At 50.2% G+C, this 14797-nt stretch carries 13 protein-coding genes and 1 tRNA gene; 9 read left to right on the top strand and 5 right to left on the bottom strand.

What is annotated here, in order from left to right; all coding sequences use genetic code 11:
* The first annotated feature begins 374 nt into the window (after nucleotides 1–374).
* The 4 genes from CFLAV_RS11170 (at nucleotide 375) to CFLAV_RS11155 (ending at nucleotide 3309) form a co-directional block, all read left to right on the top strand.
* Nucleotides 375–1115, top strand: a complete 741-nt coding sequence (locus tag CFLAV_RS11170) for a J domain-containing protein (RefSeq protein ID WP_160164556.1) — start codon at nucleotides 375–377, stop codon at nucleotides 1113–1115.
* 19 nt (nucleotides 1116–1134) lie between these two features.
* Nucleotides 1135–1968, top strand: a complete 834-nt coding sequence (locus CFLAV_RS11165) for a carbonic anhydrase (protein ID WP_007414828.1) — start codon at nucleotides 1135–1137, stop codon at nucleotides 1966–1968.
* 64 nt (nucleotides 1969–2032) lie between these two features.
* Nucleotides 2033–2707, top strand: coding sequence for a hypothetical protein (locus CFLAV_RS11160; protein WP_007414827.1), 675 nt, complete (start codon nucleotides 2033–2035; stop codon nucleotides 2705–2707).
* Nucleotides 2708–2715: 8 nt separating this feature from the next.
* Nucleotides 2716–3309, top strand: a complete 594-nt coding sequence (locus CFLAV_RS11155) for a TlpA family protein disulfide reductase (RefSeq protein WP_007414826.1) — start codon at nucleotides 2716–2718, stop codon at nucleotides 3307–3309.
* Nucleotides 3310–3323: 14 nt separating this feature from the next.
* On the opposite strand, the gene CFLAV_RS11150 is transcribed toward CFLAV_RS11155, so the two are convergent.
* Together CFLAV_RS11150 and CFLAV_RS11145 are read right to left on the bottom strand one after the other, a co-directional pair.
* Nucleotides 3324–4475, bottom strand: coding sequence for a deoxyguanosinetriphosphate triphosphohydrolase (locus CFLAV_RS11150; protein ID WP_007414825.1), 1152 nt, complete (start codon nucleotides 4473–4475; stop codon nucleotides 3324–3326).
* A gap of 67 nt (nucleotides 4476–4542) precedes the next feature.
* Nucleotides 4543–5766 carry a 4-hydroxy-3-methylbut-2-enyl diphosphate reductase gene (locus CFLAV_RS11145; protein ID WP_007414824.1) on the bottom strand — a complete coding sequence of 408 codons (1224 nt, stop codon included), beginning with the start codon at nucleotides 5764–5766 and terminating at the stop codon, nucleotides 4543–4545.
* A 118-nt stretch (nucleotides 5767–5884) separates the two neighbouring features.
* Between CFLAV_RS11145 and CFLAV_RS11140 the strand changes: the two genes are divergently transcribed.
* Nucleotides 5885–5961: transfer RNA gene (locus tag CFLAV_RS11140), tRNA-Pro, on the top strand.
* A gap of 129 nt (nucleotides 5962–6090) precedes the next feature.
* On the opposite strand, the gene CFLAV_RS11135 is transcribed toward CFLAV_RS11140, so the two are convergent.
* A complete protein-coding gene (locus tag CFLAV_RS11135; RefSeq protein WP_007414823.1) occupies nucleotides 6091–7107 on the bottom strand; it encodes a glycosyltransferase family 9 protein in 1017 nt (338 codons plus the stop codon).
* Between the two features lie 227 nt (nucleotides 7108–7334).
* Between CFLAV_RS11135 and CFLAV_RS11130 the strand changes: the two genes are divergently transcribed.
* Complete coding sequence (locus tag CFLAV_RS11130) at nucleotides 7335–9188, top strand: amino acid permease (RefSeq protein WP_007414822.1); 1854 nt, start codon at nucleotides 7335–7337, stop codon at nucleotides 9186–9188.
* A 16-nt stretch (nucleotides 9189–9204) separates the two neighbouring features.
* Here the strand turns inward: CFLAV_RS11130 and CFLAV_RS11125 are convergent, their stop codons facing one another.
* Both CFLAV_RS11125 and CFLAV_RS11120 read right to left on the bottom strand, forming a co-directional pair.
* Entirely contained in the window at nucleotides 9205–10206 is a 1002-nt protein-coding gene (locus CFLAV_RS11125; RefSeq protein WP_007414821.1) for a magnesium transporter, read from the bottom strand.
* Nucleotides 10207–10377: 171 nt separating this feature from the next.
* A complete protein-coding gene (locus tag CFLAV_RS11120; protein WP_007414820.1) occupies nucleotides 10378–11643 on the bottom strand; it encodes a sodium:proton antiporter in 1266 nt (421 codons plus the stop codon).
* Between the two features lie 546 nt (nucleotides 11644–12189).
* On the opposite strand from CFLAV_RS11120, the gene CFLAV_RS11115 reads away from it, so the two are divergent.
* The 3 genes from CFLAV_RS11115 (at nucleotide 12190) to CFLAV_RS11105 (ending at nucleotide 14797) form a co-directional block, all read left to right on the top strand.
* Entirely contained in the window at nucleotides 12190–14106 is a 1917-nt protein-coding gene (locus tag CFLAV_RS11115) for an ammonium transporter (protein WP_202796884.1), read from the top strand.
* Between the two features lie 64 nt (nucleotides 14107–14170).
* Complete coding sequence (locus tag CFLAV_RS11110) at nucleotides 14171–14509, top strand: P-II family nitrogen regulator (protein ID WP_007414818.1); 339 nt, start codon at nucleotides 14171–14173, stop codon at nucleotides 14507–14509.
* A 69-nt stretch (nucleotides 14510–14578) separates the two neighbouring features.
* Nucleotides 14579–14797, top strand: coding sequence for a hypothetical protein (locus tag CFLAV_RS11105; protein WP_007414816.1), 219 nt, complete (start codon nucleotides 14579–14581; stop codon nucleotides 14795–14797).

The following is a 14797-nucleotide window of genomic DNA, read 5'->3' as shown; positions in this document are numbered from 1 at the left end:
TCGTTATTGAGCTTACTCACCTTTTGGGAGCGGTTATCTATTTCTTTGCTGGACGGGCATGCAAGGTTTAAGCTTGCACGGCACCAGAGGAAACCTGGTTTGCCTGGAATGCTGGGGTAATGCATGTGTAGATCCTGGAAACCTAGATGCGCACCTCGTCACAAAACGAAAGAACTTTAGCAGTCGAGCGTTGGCTTCGGAGGAGATTGAGCCTGGAGGCATTGCTGAACACAGGGTTGTCGTTTGTTTCGCTGTTAGGGAGCCTTTTGGTTCTAGGATTTATGTTTCTGGGTGCCTCTTTATTGTTCCTGTTGTTGCTTTCCTTAATGCATCGCGGGAGACCAGCTTCACCCGTAGCTTTCGACCATACGCAAATGCAAGCGTGTGTCTTTGCCGGCATATTTCTTGGGTTGCTGTTTGTGGGAAGCGCTCTCACCAAAGGGCAACATGCCGCTGATGTGCGGTTTGACATGAGGCGCAACGCACGCGGTGAAAGGATTTTTTCAACCTATGTAACGACTCCATGGAAGGATATAGAGGATTTGTTGTATCTGGGGCCGCGACTGTTCCTGGCGACTTTTGGACTATTAAACACCGCTTATAAGCAACTGAGCCTGGATACCAGGGCATGTGCAAAAATTATTTGTGTCCTTTTATCCCGCAATTCCCGTTTTTCCTTTGAAGAGGTGGAGATGAAAACCGGCATTGGACATTCGCTTGGAGTGTTTGCCCAACTTCATAACATTGAAGGAGTGGTATTCCTGCCTTCGCATCCTGCCGGCATAAGCCTGACATCCGATCTGCGAAGCGAACTATTCAGGCTCTTTCCCATTGTTGAGGAGGCAACCCAGGAGGACCGTTCGGAAAACCAGCAAAAATCGGAAGCAGACTCTGCCACTGTTGATGACCAGAAAAGCCCTTACTTCTTGCTTGGAGTCACGGAAAAAGCGACGTTGCAGGAAATTAAATCCGCGTACCGTAAAAAAATTAAAGAATGTCATCCTGACAAGTTTAACGTGTTCGGTGATGAGTGGCGGCGGATGGCCGAGGAACGAGCGAAGCTTTTGAACGCCGCCTACGAAAGCGTTATGGCAGGGCGATCTGGAATGAATTAAAATTAAATCGATACAACCTATGCGCCTTTTTGAAGCCATCGTTGAAGCCAATCATCGAGCCATTGCCGGAGATAAAGCGGCAGGCTTGCATCCCTTGGAGCATTCGGAGTCACTGCCAATAGCGGGATTGACCTGCATTGACGCCCGTTTAAACGCGTTTTTTCCAGGAATATTAGGAGTGCCGAACGAACAGTTTATCTGGCTTCGTAATGCCGGGAATATCATTACGGGAGCTACGAGCAGCACCATTAGATCGCTCGCATTAGCGTGTGCGGTCAAAGGAGCCAGGGAGATTGCCATCATCGGACACACGGATTGCCAGGTTTGTAAAACCTCGATGATGCAACTGACCAATGCCTTTCAGGCCCTGGGAGTGAATCGTGCGATGCTGCCGGAGAATCTGACCGAGTTCTTCGGACTGTTTGCCAGCGAAAGGCAAAATGTAAGCAAAGCGGTTGATTTTGTGCGCCAGAGCCCGTTGATAGGTCGCGGGATTCCTGTGCACGGGCTCCTGGTGGATATCAATACAGGCAACCTGGAGTGGCTCGTAAACGGATACCAATCACTGGACACGACCAGCGGTTCTCCGTTGCAGGAGGCTGTGGATTTTGCAAACCAAAAGATGGATGCATTTAAAGGTCTTGAGGATTTCAAGCTCGGGGAGATGAAGTTTCCCGAAAGCCAGATCGGGGAGGTGGTCACCAAGACTACGAATTTGATTTCTGAGGAAACGAAACGGGTGGAATCAAAGGTTAATGAAATAAGCGCTCCTCCACCAATTAATCAAAGCAATCCCAGACGGATACCGATCCCTCCACCGATACGACCCAAGTTTAAGATGCCGAAAAAGTAACCATTGTTTTCCAAAAGAAGTTGCCGTTACAATTATTAACAAAAGCGTATGCTGACCATAAATCATGACAAACCAGGAAAAAACTAAAAAACCGCGCGGCTGCTTTTTCTACGGTTGTATTGTTTCCCTGGTGTTTTTGATACTTCTTGGCACCGCAGTGTTTTTGGGATTCCGACTGGCTTTTAAGCGCATTAATTCCACTATTGCCGAATATACTGACTCCAAGCCCATGCCACTTCCAAAGTCCGAAGTGTCGGCTGCTGATCGTGAAAGTTTGAAAAAACGAATAGCGGAGTTCAACACGGCAGTGACTTCACAATCAAATACTCCGCCGCTCATTCTGACTGGTCCCGACATTAATGTTCTATTGGCAAACTCACCCGAGATGAAAGATTTGAGGGATAAGTTTTATATCACGGTTTCCAACAATCAGGTTCGTGGCGAGCTGAGCCTGCCTTTGGAGAACATTTTTCGAATCCCCTATGTAGATACAAAAGGTCGCTACCTGAACGGCAGTGGTTTGTTCCGGGTCTTTAAGACCAATGACGATTTATTTATTGGCCTGTCCTCGGTCGATGTGAAAGGCAATCCGCTGCCGTCGCAATATATGCAACAGCTTCAGCAGGTAAATTTTGCTGAGAGCTTAAATGAAAATCCCACGAATCGGCTTTATATGAAGGAATACGAGAGGGTTGAGGTCACCAACGGCACCGTGGTTATTTATCCCAAACAGCATTGAGGCGCATTATGGATATTAAACTTGTGGCCAAGCCTCGCGTTAAGGCATCTGGTTGGAGGATCCGCTGGAGCGCGTTGGTGTTGTTGCTGCTCGTCCAGGTATTTCCTGTGCTGGGAGCTGATAAGCTGATTGGAACCGTCCCGCCAGAATGGGAAGCAACTGATTGGATCAACTCTGCTCCATTAAAGCTGGGTGACTTAAAAGGCAAGGTGGTTCTGGTGCGCTGGTGGACAGCGCCAACCTGTCCTTTTTGTCGCGCGACTGCTCCGGCTTTGAACGAATTTTACGAAAAGTATCGTGAGACCGGGTTGGAGGTGATTGGCTTTTACCATCACAAATCTGACGAACCGCTCACGCAGGACTGGGTTAAAAAATATTCAGGAGAATATAATTTTAAATTTCCAGTTGCGATCGACCGAGACTGGAAGACATTGCACCGATGGTGGTTGGATGCTGAAAAAAGAGACTTTACCAGTGTCAGTTTCCTTATTGATCGGAAAGGCGTCATTCGATACATCCACCCCGGCGGCGAATATGTCAAAGGCGATAAGGACTATGCTCGTTTGAAGGCAAAAATTGAGGAGTTGTTAAAGGAGCATTAGCCCGCTTCACCGGGCTAGGGACTGGGGCCGAAAATTCTTTCATGTTCCTGCATGGCGTAGCGGTCCGTCATTCCGGCGAGATAATCACAGATGGCCCGCCGCCTGCCTTCCTTGCGCATCCGCTTGCGAGCTTGATCGCCAATTTGCTCAGGATGCTTCAGGTAGTAATTAAATAATTCCTCCAGCATTTTGACGGCGCGCAGGTTGGGGCCGTGAACCACCGGATTGTAATAGAGATTCTGGTAAAGGTAATCCCGGAGTTCAAGATTCAGCTCGCGTCTTTCGGGGCTGTATTGGACGAGAGATTTGGATTGGAGCCTTACGTCATCGGCGCTCTGCACTCCGGCGCGTCGGATTTTCTCTTCTGTGGTTTCAACCACATCCTTGACCTGCATGTCGATAATGCAGCGGATAATAAAGTAACGGCGGCATTCGTCGGCCAAATCACCAAACTGCTTTTCCACGGTCCGTGTCGCCTGGCGCCAGATGCGGACATCCTTGTTCAACTGTTTTTCAGAGAGCAGGCCCGAATCCAACCCGTCATCCAGATCATGACTGTAGTAAGTAATTTCGTCAGCGAGATTGGCCACCTGCGCCTCCAAGGCAGAGGATTTGGCATCGAAACCCTTGCGCTTGCTGGGATGATCGTAACTGGTGTAGTGCTTGATCAAACCCTCGCGGACTTCCCAGCTCAGATTCAAACCGGGGAAGAGGGGATATTTCTGTTCGATTTCTTCAACGATGCGCAAGCTATGCCGATTATGTTCGAAGCCGCCATGTTTTTTCATCAGGCGGTTCAAAACCACCTCTCCTTTATGACCGAATGGAGAGTGTCCCAGGTCATGAGCCAGGGCAATCGTCTCGGCCAAATCTTCGTTCAACCGCAATGCACGTGTGATGTTTCGCGTGATGGCAGCAACTTCAATCGTGTGAGTTAGACGCGTGCGGAGATGATCTCCCGTGCCGTTCAAAAACACCTGGGTTTTGTATTCGAGACGACGAAAGGCCCGTGAGTGGATGACCCGGTCCCGGTCACGTTGGTACTGGGTGCGCCATTCAGGCGGAGCTTCCTTGTATTTGCGCCCACGGGAATCGGCACTGAATTGGGCGTAAGGAGCCAAAGTCTGTTTTTCAATCTGCTCTAATTCTGCACGCGTACGAGGCATAATCTTTGAATTCTTCCTCCAGACCAAAATTACCGGAGTTTAACTTGTGAATGTCCGCATCCTTCTATTACTTGGCACCAAGAAGATCCTGAACGGAGATGCCGCGAAGTTCAAACAAACGGCGGATAGTATCTTCGATGAGATTGTTTGGACAGGAAGCTCCAGCAGTAATTCCCACTGTAATATTTCCGGAGGGTAACCAATCGCTGGTTTCCACTTCCTTGCCAATGTGCTGATTGTAATGGAAAATTACCTTGTCTGAAACCATCTTCGCAGCGTTCTTGATGAAATAGGTTGGAAGTTTGGCCTCACCCATTTCGGCGAGGTGCGAAGTATTCGAGGAATTATATCCTCCAATCACCAGCAACAGGTTAATGGGAACGCGCAGTAACTTTTCAAGCGCATCCTGCCGATCCTGCGTCGCGCCGCAAATCGTATCGAAAAAGCGAAAATGCTGCTCCACTTTATCAGTACCGTATTTTTCCGTCATCGCATTGCGCAAACGACGTTGGACTTCCTCGGTTTCGCCACGCAGCATCGTGGTCTGGTTCGCAACACCGATGGCCTGAAGATGCACGTCGGGATCAAAGCCTTCCGAATAGGCACCCTTAAACTTGTTCAGAAATTCTTCCTTGCTGCCACCTTTCAAGATGAAATTGCAGACGTAATCCGTCTCTGCAAGCGTGAAAACGACGAGATAATGTCCACCACGGTTGGTGGTCTGGGAACTGGTCGCCTTGGTTTCCTCGTGCCAGGCTTTTCCGTGAATGATGCTGGTTACGCGATCATTGGAATACTGACGAACACGCTTCCAAACGCTCATTACGTCTCCACAGGTTGTATCCACGAAGCGGCAACCTTTAGCCTGAAGCTTTTCACGCGTGGCAACTTCAGTCCCAAAAGCAGGGATGATAACAATGTCATCTTTTTTAAGATCATCCACATCCGCGTCCTTTTCCTTACCGGACAAAGACTTGATACCCATGGCACGAATTTGGTCATTTACCTCGGGGTTGTGGATGATTTCTCCAAGAATGTAGATTGGCTGGTTTGGAAAGACTTTGCGGGCTGCATACGCCAAATCAATGGCTCGCTCGACGCCGTAGCAAAAACCAAATTCTTTGGCGAGTTTCACTGTTAATCCACCCGCGGACACGACGTTGCCGTTAGCACGAATACGTTCCACCAACTCACTCCGATAATGGGAAAGTACCTGTGCCTGAACCGCCTCCATAATATCCGGACGGCGAAGGTTGATTTTTTGTGGCGTCGAAGGCGCTTCAGTTGACATACTTAGGAGACTCTAACATGCATAAAAAGCGCGTCCAGTGGAAAGCCGGTTGCGAATTTTTGAAATATAGATTGCGTAACCGCGCGTTTTGGTGATTATTAACACCCCGATACATTATCGGAGCGTAGCTCAGCCTGGTAGAGCACTTGGTTTGGGACCAAGACGTCGCAGGTTCAAATCCTGTCGCTCCGACCACTTTCTTCTAAAGATCCGTTTCTGCGTTTTAATCGATTGTGCAAATTGTTCCTCGACGCGCAGATATACTTTTACTACCGCTTGCTCCTACATTTCAAAATTCGAAGAAATATTCTCAGTCTGATTAACTTACCAGACTCTCGGTTGGTTTGGAAGGTTCGCTGACAGCTCTCTACAGAGTAATACCCTCCCTATGGAATCGTTGACTATCTGGATGGTGATAGTCTTCAGATCGTCACCAACAGTTGGCTTCACAACACATTCCGGATGGCTATAAGGAATGGGCGAGCCTGTGCCTGACGGAACCATCAACACCACCACCTGGGTTCCAATTGACAAGGCCAAGTGCAGAAGTCCTGTATCTCCACCGATAACGAGTTTTGAAAGTTTTATGATCCAAGACAGGGTGCGAAAGGACTCTCCGATACAGACAGGAAAGCCTTCGGCTTCCACAGCTCCGAACAAATGTTTCTCCTTCATTCCCCCGGAGAAAATTATTTGAACTCCTTGATTCCTCCAGTGCTTTGCAACAGCCAGGTAATGTTCCAAAGGCCAGTTCTTGTGCGCCGCACTGGTAAATGCCTGAATAACCACTGTCGGCTTCAAAGGATCGAGCTGGTTGCGGGCAAAGAATTGATAAGCCGCGTCCTGGCCTTCTCCGACTACTGAAAGTTTATTACAAACGGGAGCTGTTTTAAGTCCGAATTGAGTCAGTAAGTCGAGGTTAACGTCGACCGGGTGCCGATGATCCTGTCGTGGAATCACTTTTGTATAAGCATGGCGACGAAATCTATCGCCTAAAACCCAGGCCCAACGTTCATTCGCCCCGGTCAGCCGGGTTAGCAAAGCAGTTTCCCCATAGCTTTGGAGATCTATGACCAGGGAAAATTTCGCTCTGCGAAGCCGCCCCAGCAGGTTCAACATGGATGATAACGCACATTTCAGGTCGCCACGTTTGAACACTGCTCGATCAATTGACCAGACTTCGTCCACGCCGTCGAATTGCTCCACAATGGCACGGTTTTCCTGGGAGGTAAGATAGGTGATCCGAGCCTTGGGAAAATTGGCGCGGAGCAGATGCACGGCGGGAATGGTGAAAACCACATCGCCCATGCACTTTAGCTTGATCAAAAGAATATTTTCCATCGAGTTTAGCACATCGTTCCTGGGCGCAATTTAGGTTCCTCGACGGAACCATCGCTGATAATAGTCGGCAGGGGGGAATTGTAAATGAAAGTATTCGATATTGAAGTTATCGCAATGCAGGTATTTTCGGAATGAATTGACGTGGCATAAGTTTTTCCGCAACTATCTACGGCCAAAATGTTGTTTCGTGCTTTTATCGCCCCTAACCTACTACGGGGTTGTCACTGATGAGTGCGCCCGGTGTTCATCGTCCCCGCAACGTCGGTTGGGCTCGAGCCGCGTCCTTTCTCTACGGTGACTGGGGCACCAGCAAGGCCTACGTTATCGGCCTGGCTTTTCTAACTGTTCAGTTTTCGTCCTTTCCAATCATCCTGGCAGTTTGTCTGTTCACAGGTTTGGTGGGCTATAATTACATTGTAGTTTGCAAGCACTTCCCGGATGGCGGGGGAGTTTATTCGGCGGCGCGTGACCAGAGCAGAGTGCTGGCGGTGTTAGGTTCCCTGCTGCTGCTGGCAGACTTCATAGTGACGGCGGCGTTAAGTGGATGGGATGCCATGCGCTACCTGCATGTGCCGCCGCAATATGTAAAGATCTCGACTTTGGGTGTTATCGTTCTCATCGGATTTCTCAATTATTTTGGTCCCAAGCACAGCGGCAGCCTGGCTGTTTCCCTGGCCATTCCGATGGTTTTTGTGGTGGTGCTGATCATTCTGCTGGCCCTTCCGCATCTGACCTTTCAATTCATGGATCATGGAGCGAGACTGGTAACCAAAGCCAACTGGGTCGCTTTCGTTGGTGTAATCCTTGCTCTTAGCGGTGTGGAAGCAATTGCAAACTTAACCGGCGTCTTGAAGTTGGATGAGGGATCAAGTCATGAGGTGCCGATTGTGGCTAAAACAGCACGCAAGGCGATTCTTCCAGTCGCAATCGAAGTAGTATGTGGAACAGCTCTCCTTGGATGGGCGATGCTTTCCATACCACCAAGCTACACTCCTGAAATTAAGAAGAATTACGAAGTCATGCTCAATTTTCTCGGTGAGCATTACGGTGAACTGACCTGGAATCAATATGGAGGCGGGCTCTTCGGCTGGAGCGGTGCCTTTATCGGCCATAAAGTGGGACTTCTCATCGGCATTGTGGTGGGACTGCTGCTCTTGAGCGCTGTCAATACTGCCGTCAGCGCCATGATTGGGCTCATTTACATGCTCGCCCGTGATGGCGAAATGCCGAAGTCCTTCACCAAATTAAATTCGCATGGAGTTCCGTGGGCACCTTTGTTCATTGCGGTTGGACTGCCACTCGTGTTGACACTTTTCACAGAGGATTTGGATTCCCTGGCCGATATGTATGCCATCGGAGTAGTGGGAGCCATTGCTGTAAACCTGGGTTCCTGCTGGTACAATAAAAAGCTTGGGCTCAGTTGGTACGAGCGTGCCATCATGGGGATCACGTTCCTGATGTTGTTCGCCATTGAAATCACTATTGCAAAAACCAAGCCGGCAGCATTGTTTTTCGCGGTTTGTGTTGTAGGCATCGGCTTTGCGTTGCGGGCGTATTCAATGAAACGAGCAGGCTTGGAAACCCTCACGGTGAAGAAGGAACTGGCTGCGGCCGTAGTGCCAGAAAGATGGGAAAATATCCGTCTGAATTTTAGTTCTTCCGGACAATCCGTCATGGTGGCTGCGCGTGGGATTACTCCGGTACTCCGATTCGCGCTGGAGGAATCGAAGTTGAGGCAGGGGCCATTGTACGTTCTCTATGTCAAGGAGCTGGCAGTCAATCTTCCTGGTCCGGTTGGTACTACCGAACGCCCCCGTTGGCAGGAGGATCGGCGTGCCGCTGAAATTATGTACGGGATGCTTGAGTTGGGCCGCGAACTCGGAGTGCAGGTGGTTCCCGTATATACCGTCAGCGACAACCCTTCGATGTCCATTTTGGATTTGTCAGCGACACTGGGAATCGATTTGCTGATTTTAGGTGCGCCACATCGTCAGACCCTGGCAATGCTCCTGAAGGGCAACGTCGTAACGGAGGTTGCCAACAATCTGCCCCCCAACATTCAGTTGGTGATTCATGGTTAAACTGTTTACGCCGTTGCTAGTGAGTGAGTGGTTTCAATAAAAGCCACGTTCCCAGGCTGAAATAAAACAGCAGCGTAAGCATGTCGGTAATCGCAAGTGTGATTGGCCCGGCTGCGATCTTGGGATCTAATTTGCAAGCATGGAGCAGGGATGGAACGCTTAGGCCGAGCAAGCTTGCCATAAACAGGGATAGAAGAATGCTGGTTCCAATCGCAAGGCTGGCCATTGCGTCTCTCCTCCAAATCCAAACAATCAATCCCACCACCAGTCCGCAACTCAGGCCAATCATCAGCGCGGTCTGGAATTCGCGTTTTAACGTTTTCAAATACCATCGCAATGTTGGTTGTGTCACCCGTAAAGCCTGGATGGTCAAGCTCATGGATTGGATGCTGACGCTTTCACCCAAACCCAAAACCAGCGTCAGAAAAAAAGCCAGGATCAGGCTTTGAGCCAAAGTCGCTTCGTAGGCACCCGCGATCAGGGCGCAAACAGTGCCACTCGCAATGGTGGTGAGCAGCCAGGGGAATCGAAAACGATAAGCCTTGAATGGTGAGGCGCCTCGAATTTCCCAAATGTGAAAACCCAACGCTTCGAATAAATCGTCGCCTTCCTTCGGTTCCGGCATGTCCAGCACCTCCTCGGTAAACAAATTAATATCCACCATCCCCACCACGTGACGTTCTGCATCCACCACGGGAAATGCGAGGAATTTATGCAGCGCAAACAATTCGCACGCCTCCAACAGAGTTGCGGTGGATGGAATGGCAATAATGCGGGTTATCATCAAGTCCGAAATCCTTTTCTCCGCAGGGGAGGTTAAAAGCCGCCGGGTTGGCAGTACACCCTGCAAGCGCCCGTGCTCGTCGACCACATAAAAATAAATGATTTTTTCTCCTATGCCTTCCTGACGGATTGTGTCCAATGCAGCCTGAATAGTTTGTTGCTGCTTGAGCAATGGGAAATCCCTGCGCACGTGCAGCAGGATCGGCTCTTCCAAATGTGCTTCTTCCCGGGTCATACACTTCAATCCTATTGTCGCACAGGACCCGAACCTTTCAAAACCTCCATTGCCAGGCATTGATCCTTAAATGCCTTCGTTCAGCCTTGAGAGTAATTATCTGCTGCCCCTATTAAGGTTCAAGGTGTCTGCTCGTGGCAATTGGAACCTTATACAACACCCGCCAAATGTTCAATTGGCATGGCGAAAGAAGATGAACCAAACAATCAAAATCATTGGCAACATGAAGGGAATTGTGTGCCGCAGGATATAGCCCCCGAATGTTGGGGTGTGCACGTGTTGTTGATCGGCAATGGCTTTGACCATGAAGTTCGGGCCATTGCCAATGTAGGTGTTGGCTCCGAAGAAGACCGAGCCGATACTGATGGCTAGAATTACTTTTGGGCTTTGAGCAAGCAAGAGATGAACATCATGGGTTCCGGTGACTCCAAACAGTGCATTTAGAAAACTTAAATAAGTCGGTGCGTTGTCGAGGACGCTGGAAAGAGTTCCACTGCCAAAATAGAATGTGGCAGGTGCGGCGCCACAGATTTTTGAGGCATTTGCCGCCAACCAATCCAGCGCTGGCAGCATGGTGGCGAAAATGGCAATGAAAAGGATCGCGACCTCCTTGACTGGATTTAAGTTGAAATGATTCGCTTCGTGAACCTCCTTTCGGGTGATGAAATAGGAGGCAGTCGCGGCGGCGACCATCAGCATCTCACGCAACAGAAATGGGCGGCTCACGAATACGGCTGCGAAAATTATGGCGAGGAAGAGCAGGTTGGTGGTGCCGGTGATAGTCCACTTTTCATGCCCGGTGAGATGCTCACGGACGGGCTTGGGTGCGCGATGATAGTTGTGGGAATCAACAAAGTAAAACATCACCAAAAGAATGCCGACTCCGGTCAGCCAGATCGGCCAGCCTTGTAGCATCACCCACCAGAATGGCACTCCACTGAGGTAACCGAGGAAGAGCGGTGGATCTCCCACGGGGGTCAGACAACCACCCACATTTGAAATGATGAAAATAAAAAAGGTGATGTGATGAGTCGTAATCCGGTACTTATTCATCCGAATCCATGGTCGGATCAAAAGCATCGAAGCGCCCGTTGTTCCGAGGACATTTGCCAGCAATGCACCAACTAATAAAAACAGAACGTTCGCCAGTGGTGTCGACTCTCCCTTTACTCCAATGTGAATGCCGCCGGAAACAACAAATAGTGAACCTACGAGAGCAATGAAGCTTATGTATTCCCTGGCTGTGTGTAAAACACTCGAGGACGCATTAAGTCCAACACAGTAGTAGACCACTACTATTGAAGCGAGGATAAGGCAGATTTTTGGATAGTGCTTTCCCCACCAATCGGCAAAGAACAGGGGGGCCAGCGCAATGGCAGCCAAAAGGAGACTGAATGGCAGCATGGCCAGTGGATGTGGGACGATTGCATTTTCCATGTTTGGCGGGAAGCATTTTACATGCCTCCGGGGTATTCAAAGCGTTCGCGAGTACTGACAGACCGCTGGGAGTCATCACGCAGACGTTTCTAAATGGGAACAGCATTCTGCTCAGCAAGGCTATTTGTTTCAGAACATTCGATAGATTCCAGATTGCGGTGTCAAGTATCACGGCGAGTTTGTGGAGGCTAAACACGCTTAAAATAAATTAAATTTTAATAAGATTTTAATGTGGTTAAAAGGATGCAGTGTGGTCAATTCGTCATAGAAGCAGCTCGGTGAAATGAATCTGGACGAAAAAAAACTACGCACAAAACCCTTGTGAATAAAGGGCTTTAATGCAGTCGTGCAGTTGTAAAACAACGGGTGGCATTGTGAGTGCTATGGAGGTGTGACACGAACAAAAAGAATATTTCCGAACATGTCCCTCATTTAACAATGTTAAAATTTCTTCCCGCGCCAACCTACTTAATAAACCAACCTAAATGCAGTGAAATATTCGTTAACCAAACTATGAAAAATCCCGAAGGGAACCTAGAAATCAGGATGCCAAGACTAAAGCCAGACGCTTTGGCGGAGCAGGGTGGCCCGGCTCTAAAAAGCAGGTCGACAGCGCTTGGTCGTATCCGGTGTGCAACGATGAAATGGTCATTGCTGGCTGTTATTGCCGCCGCGCCTTTTCTTGTCCAGGCGGCCGATGAGCCAGCAACCGGTGCAAGCAATGCTGTTGCAAGCGCCGCTACGGCCGCAACTTCAGCTACCACCAATGCGGCTGCCGCTGCAGCGCCTGCACCAGCACCACAACAGCCGGATTCCATCGCTTCGGGCGGTGCCAATGCCGGCAATGAACAGGACCTGACCTGGCCCGTGCCGGCCAAGACCATTGAGAATCTGGCGATGACCAATGCGCCCGCTTCTCTGTATGCAAAACCGAGCAATGATGAGCTGATCCAAAACGTGGCCCACAACAAGGTTTCCATTAACGTCGTATGGACCTTGGTTACCGGCTTTCTGGTGATGTTCATGCAGGCTGGCTTTGCCTTGGTGGAAACCGGCCTGTGCCGAGCCAAGAATGCCGCGCACGTTATGACGATGAACTTCATGATTTATGTGCTGGGCATGCTTGGTTTCTATGTCTGCGGCTTTGCCATCATGTTCGGCGGCTATGCTGCCGGGCCGGTGGCTATTGGCTGGCAGCCGAGTTTGGGGCAAGGCTTGATGCTTCTCGACAAGGAAATCTCCATTCCTCACCTTGGCGGTATCATGGGTGGGAAAGGATTCTTCCTTGGGTCGGGCGTATTTGATACTGCCATCTTCACCTTATTCCTGTTCCAGATGGTGTTCATGGATACCACTGCCACGATTCCCACTGGTGCCATGGCGGAACGTTGGAGATTCAGTAACTTCATGATCTACGGTTTCTGGGTGGGCGCGCTTCCTTACGCCTTCTTCGGCAACTGGGTCTGGGGTGGCGGCTGGCTGGCCCAACTCGGCATGAATTTCGGACTGGGCCACGGTCACGTCGACTTCGCCGGCTCATCGGTGGTGCATTTGTGTGGTGGTGTCATTGCCCTCGCAGGTGCGGCGGTAATCGGGCCGCGCCTGGGCAAGTTTGCCCCGGACGGCACGCCCCGCCCAATCCCCGGCCACAACATTGTATACGTGATCCTGGGCACATTCATCCTGGCCTTTGGCTGGTTCGGCTTCAATCCCGGTTCCACTTTGGCTGGCACTGACAACCGCATTGCTGTCGCGGCGGTGAACACGATGTTGGCCTCGGCCACTGGAGCGCTCGCCACTTACATCGTCATGATGATGAAGTTCGGCAAACCCGATCCTTCGATGCTTTGCAACGGCATGCTGGCTGGGTTGGTCGCCATCACTGCACCTTGTGCATTCGTTAACTCCATTGGCGCCTGCATTATTGGCGCGGTTGCCGGGGTGCTAGTCGTTTTCGCGGTCTTCTTTGTCGAAGGCAAACTGAAGATTGATGATCCGGTCGGTGCGATTTCCGTGCACGGTGTGAACGGTGCCTGGGGCGTAATCAGCGTTGGGTTGCTGGCCAATGGCAGCTACGGCCAGGGCTGGGGTGGTGTGCACAAGCTCATCAAGGACGGCGTGGTCAAAATTATCAACAACGATGGAGCCGCCTCCATTGCTGATTACAACAAGCTCGTGGCTGGTGGCTGGACGGATGTGGGCGTCAGCGGCCTCTTCGGCAAGTTGTTTGGTTCGCCCATGAACGACGGATCACAACTGATGGCTCAGTCCATTGGAACTCTTACCTGTATCGTATTCGTGGGTGTTTTCGCCTACGTCTTTTTCAAGATTTCCAACTTGATCATCCCAATCCGCTCCAAGCGTGAAGACGAACTCGCCGGCTGTGACATGCCGGAAATGGGTGCTGAAGCTTATCCTGACTACCAATTGACCGATAAGTCCTCGCCACGCGTGAGCAACTAACCTTAAACGAGGCAGCCCGGTTGCGGATTTCCGGGCCGGGCTGCTTCACACGAAATAACTTAATATGAAAAAAATTGAAGCCATCATTAAGCCTTTCAAGTTGGAAGAAGTTAAAGACGCCCTCGCCGAAGTCGGCATTGAGGGTATGACGGTGGTCGAAGTCAAAGGTTTTGGCCGTCAGAAGGGCCACACCGAAATCTATCGCGGGAGTGAATATACGGTTGATTTTCTTCCCAAGATAAAGATTGAGCTGGTTACAACGGACGCCCTCGTCGAAACAGCGGTCAGTGCCATCGTCAAGGCAGCCAAGACTGGAAAGATTGGGGATGGAAAAGTCTTCATCTCCACAGTGGAGGATGCCATACGTATTCGCACTGAAGAAAAAGGCGAAAAAGCCGTTTAATTCCCGAATCCAAAAGGTGGCGGAGAAAAGCTCCGCCACCTTAACCAACAGAACTAACCAATTTTTCTTATGACCGCACAAAAAGCATCTTATCCGCACACCATTTTCTGGACGGTTTGCGCAGTTCTTATCACTTGGGCAACCATCACCATGGTTTTGGAATACAACATGGGCTGGCCAGCCGACCGGGCGGCCTGGGGCCACCGTGCCATTGGATGGTTCGTCAACGTGATTCTCGTCCGCACGTTCGTGAGGGGAATGCGTCGTTATTATGCCGCCAAATCGTGA

It is taken from the genome of Pedosphaera parvula Ellin514 (assembly GCF_000172555.1).
Lineage (GTDB): Bacteria > Verrucomicrobiota > Verrucomicrobiia > Limisphaerales > Pedosphaeraceae > Pedosphaera.
The sequence above is the reverse complement of the archived record's forward strand: the minus strand, read 5'-3'. Positions and strand labels throughout refer to the sequence as shown.

Bases quoted from the DNA above. Each gene is read 5' to 3' on its own strand.
- CFLAV_RS11155 (WP_007414826.1), top strand. From the start codon at position 2,716: ATGGATATTAAACTTGTGGCCAAGCCTCGCGTTAAGGCATCTGGTTGG.
- CFLAV_RS11150 (WP_007414825.1), bottom strand. From the start codon at position 4,475: ATGCCTCGTACGCGTGCAGAATTAGAGCAGATTGAAAAACAGACTTTG.
- CFLAV_RS11125 (WP_007414821.1), bottom strand. From the start codon at position 10,206: ATGACCCGGGAAGAAGCACATTTGGAAGAGCCGATCCTGCTGCACGTG.
- CFLAV_RS11130 (WP_007414822.1), top strand. From the start codon at position 7,335: ATGAGTGCGCCCGGTGTTCATCGTCCCCGCAACGTCGGTTGGGCTCGA.
- CFLAV_RS11110 (WP_007414818.1), top strand. From the start codon at position 14,171: ATGAAAAAAATTGAAGCCATCATTAAGCCTTTCAAGTTGGAAGAAGTT.
- CFLAV_RS11135 (WP_007414823.1), bottom strand. From the start codon at position 7,107: ATGGAAAATATTCTTTTGATCAAGCTAAAGTGCATGGGCGATGTGGTT.
- CFLAV_RS11170 (WP_160164556.1), top strand. From the start codon at position 375: ATGCAAGCGTGTGTCTTTGCCGGCATATTTCTTGGGTTGCTGTTTGTG.
- CFLAV_RS11120 (WP_007414820.1), bottom strand. From the start codon at position 11,643: ATGGAAAATGCAATCGTCCCACATCCACTGGCCATGCTGCCATTCAGT.
- CFLAV_RS11160 (WP_007414827.1), top strand. From the start codon at position 2,033: ATGACAAACCAGGAAAAAACTAAAAAACCGCGCGGCTGCTTTTTCTAC.
- CFLAV_RS11105 (WP_007414816.1), top strand. From the start codon at position 14,579: ATGACCGCACAAAAAGCATCTTATCCGCACACCATTTTCTGGACGGTT.
- CFLAV_RS11165 (WP_007414828.1), top strand. From the start codon at position 1,135: ATGCGCCTTTTTGAAGCCATCGTTGAAGCCAATCATCGAGCCATTGCC.
- CFLAV_RS11115 (WP_202796884.1), top strand. From the start codon at position 12,190: ATGCCAAGACTAAAGCCAGACGCTTTGGCGGAGCAGGGTGGCCCGGCT.
- CFLAV_RS11145 (WP_007414824.1), bottom strand. From the start codon at position 5,766: ATGTCAACTGAAGCGCCTTCGACGCCACAAAAAATCAACCTTCGCCGT.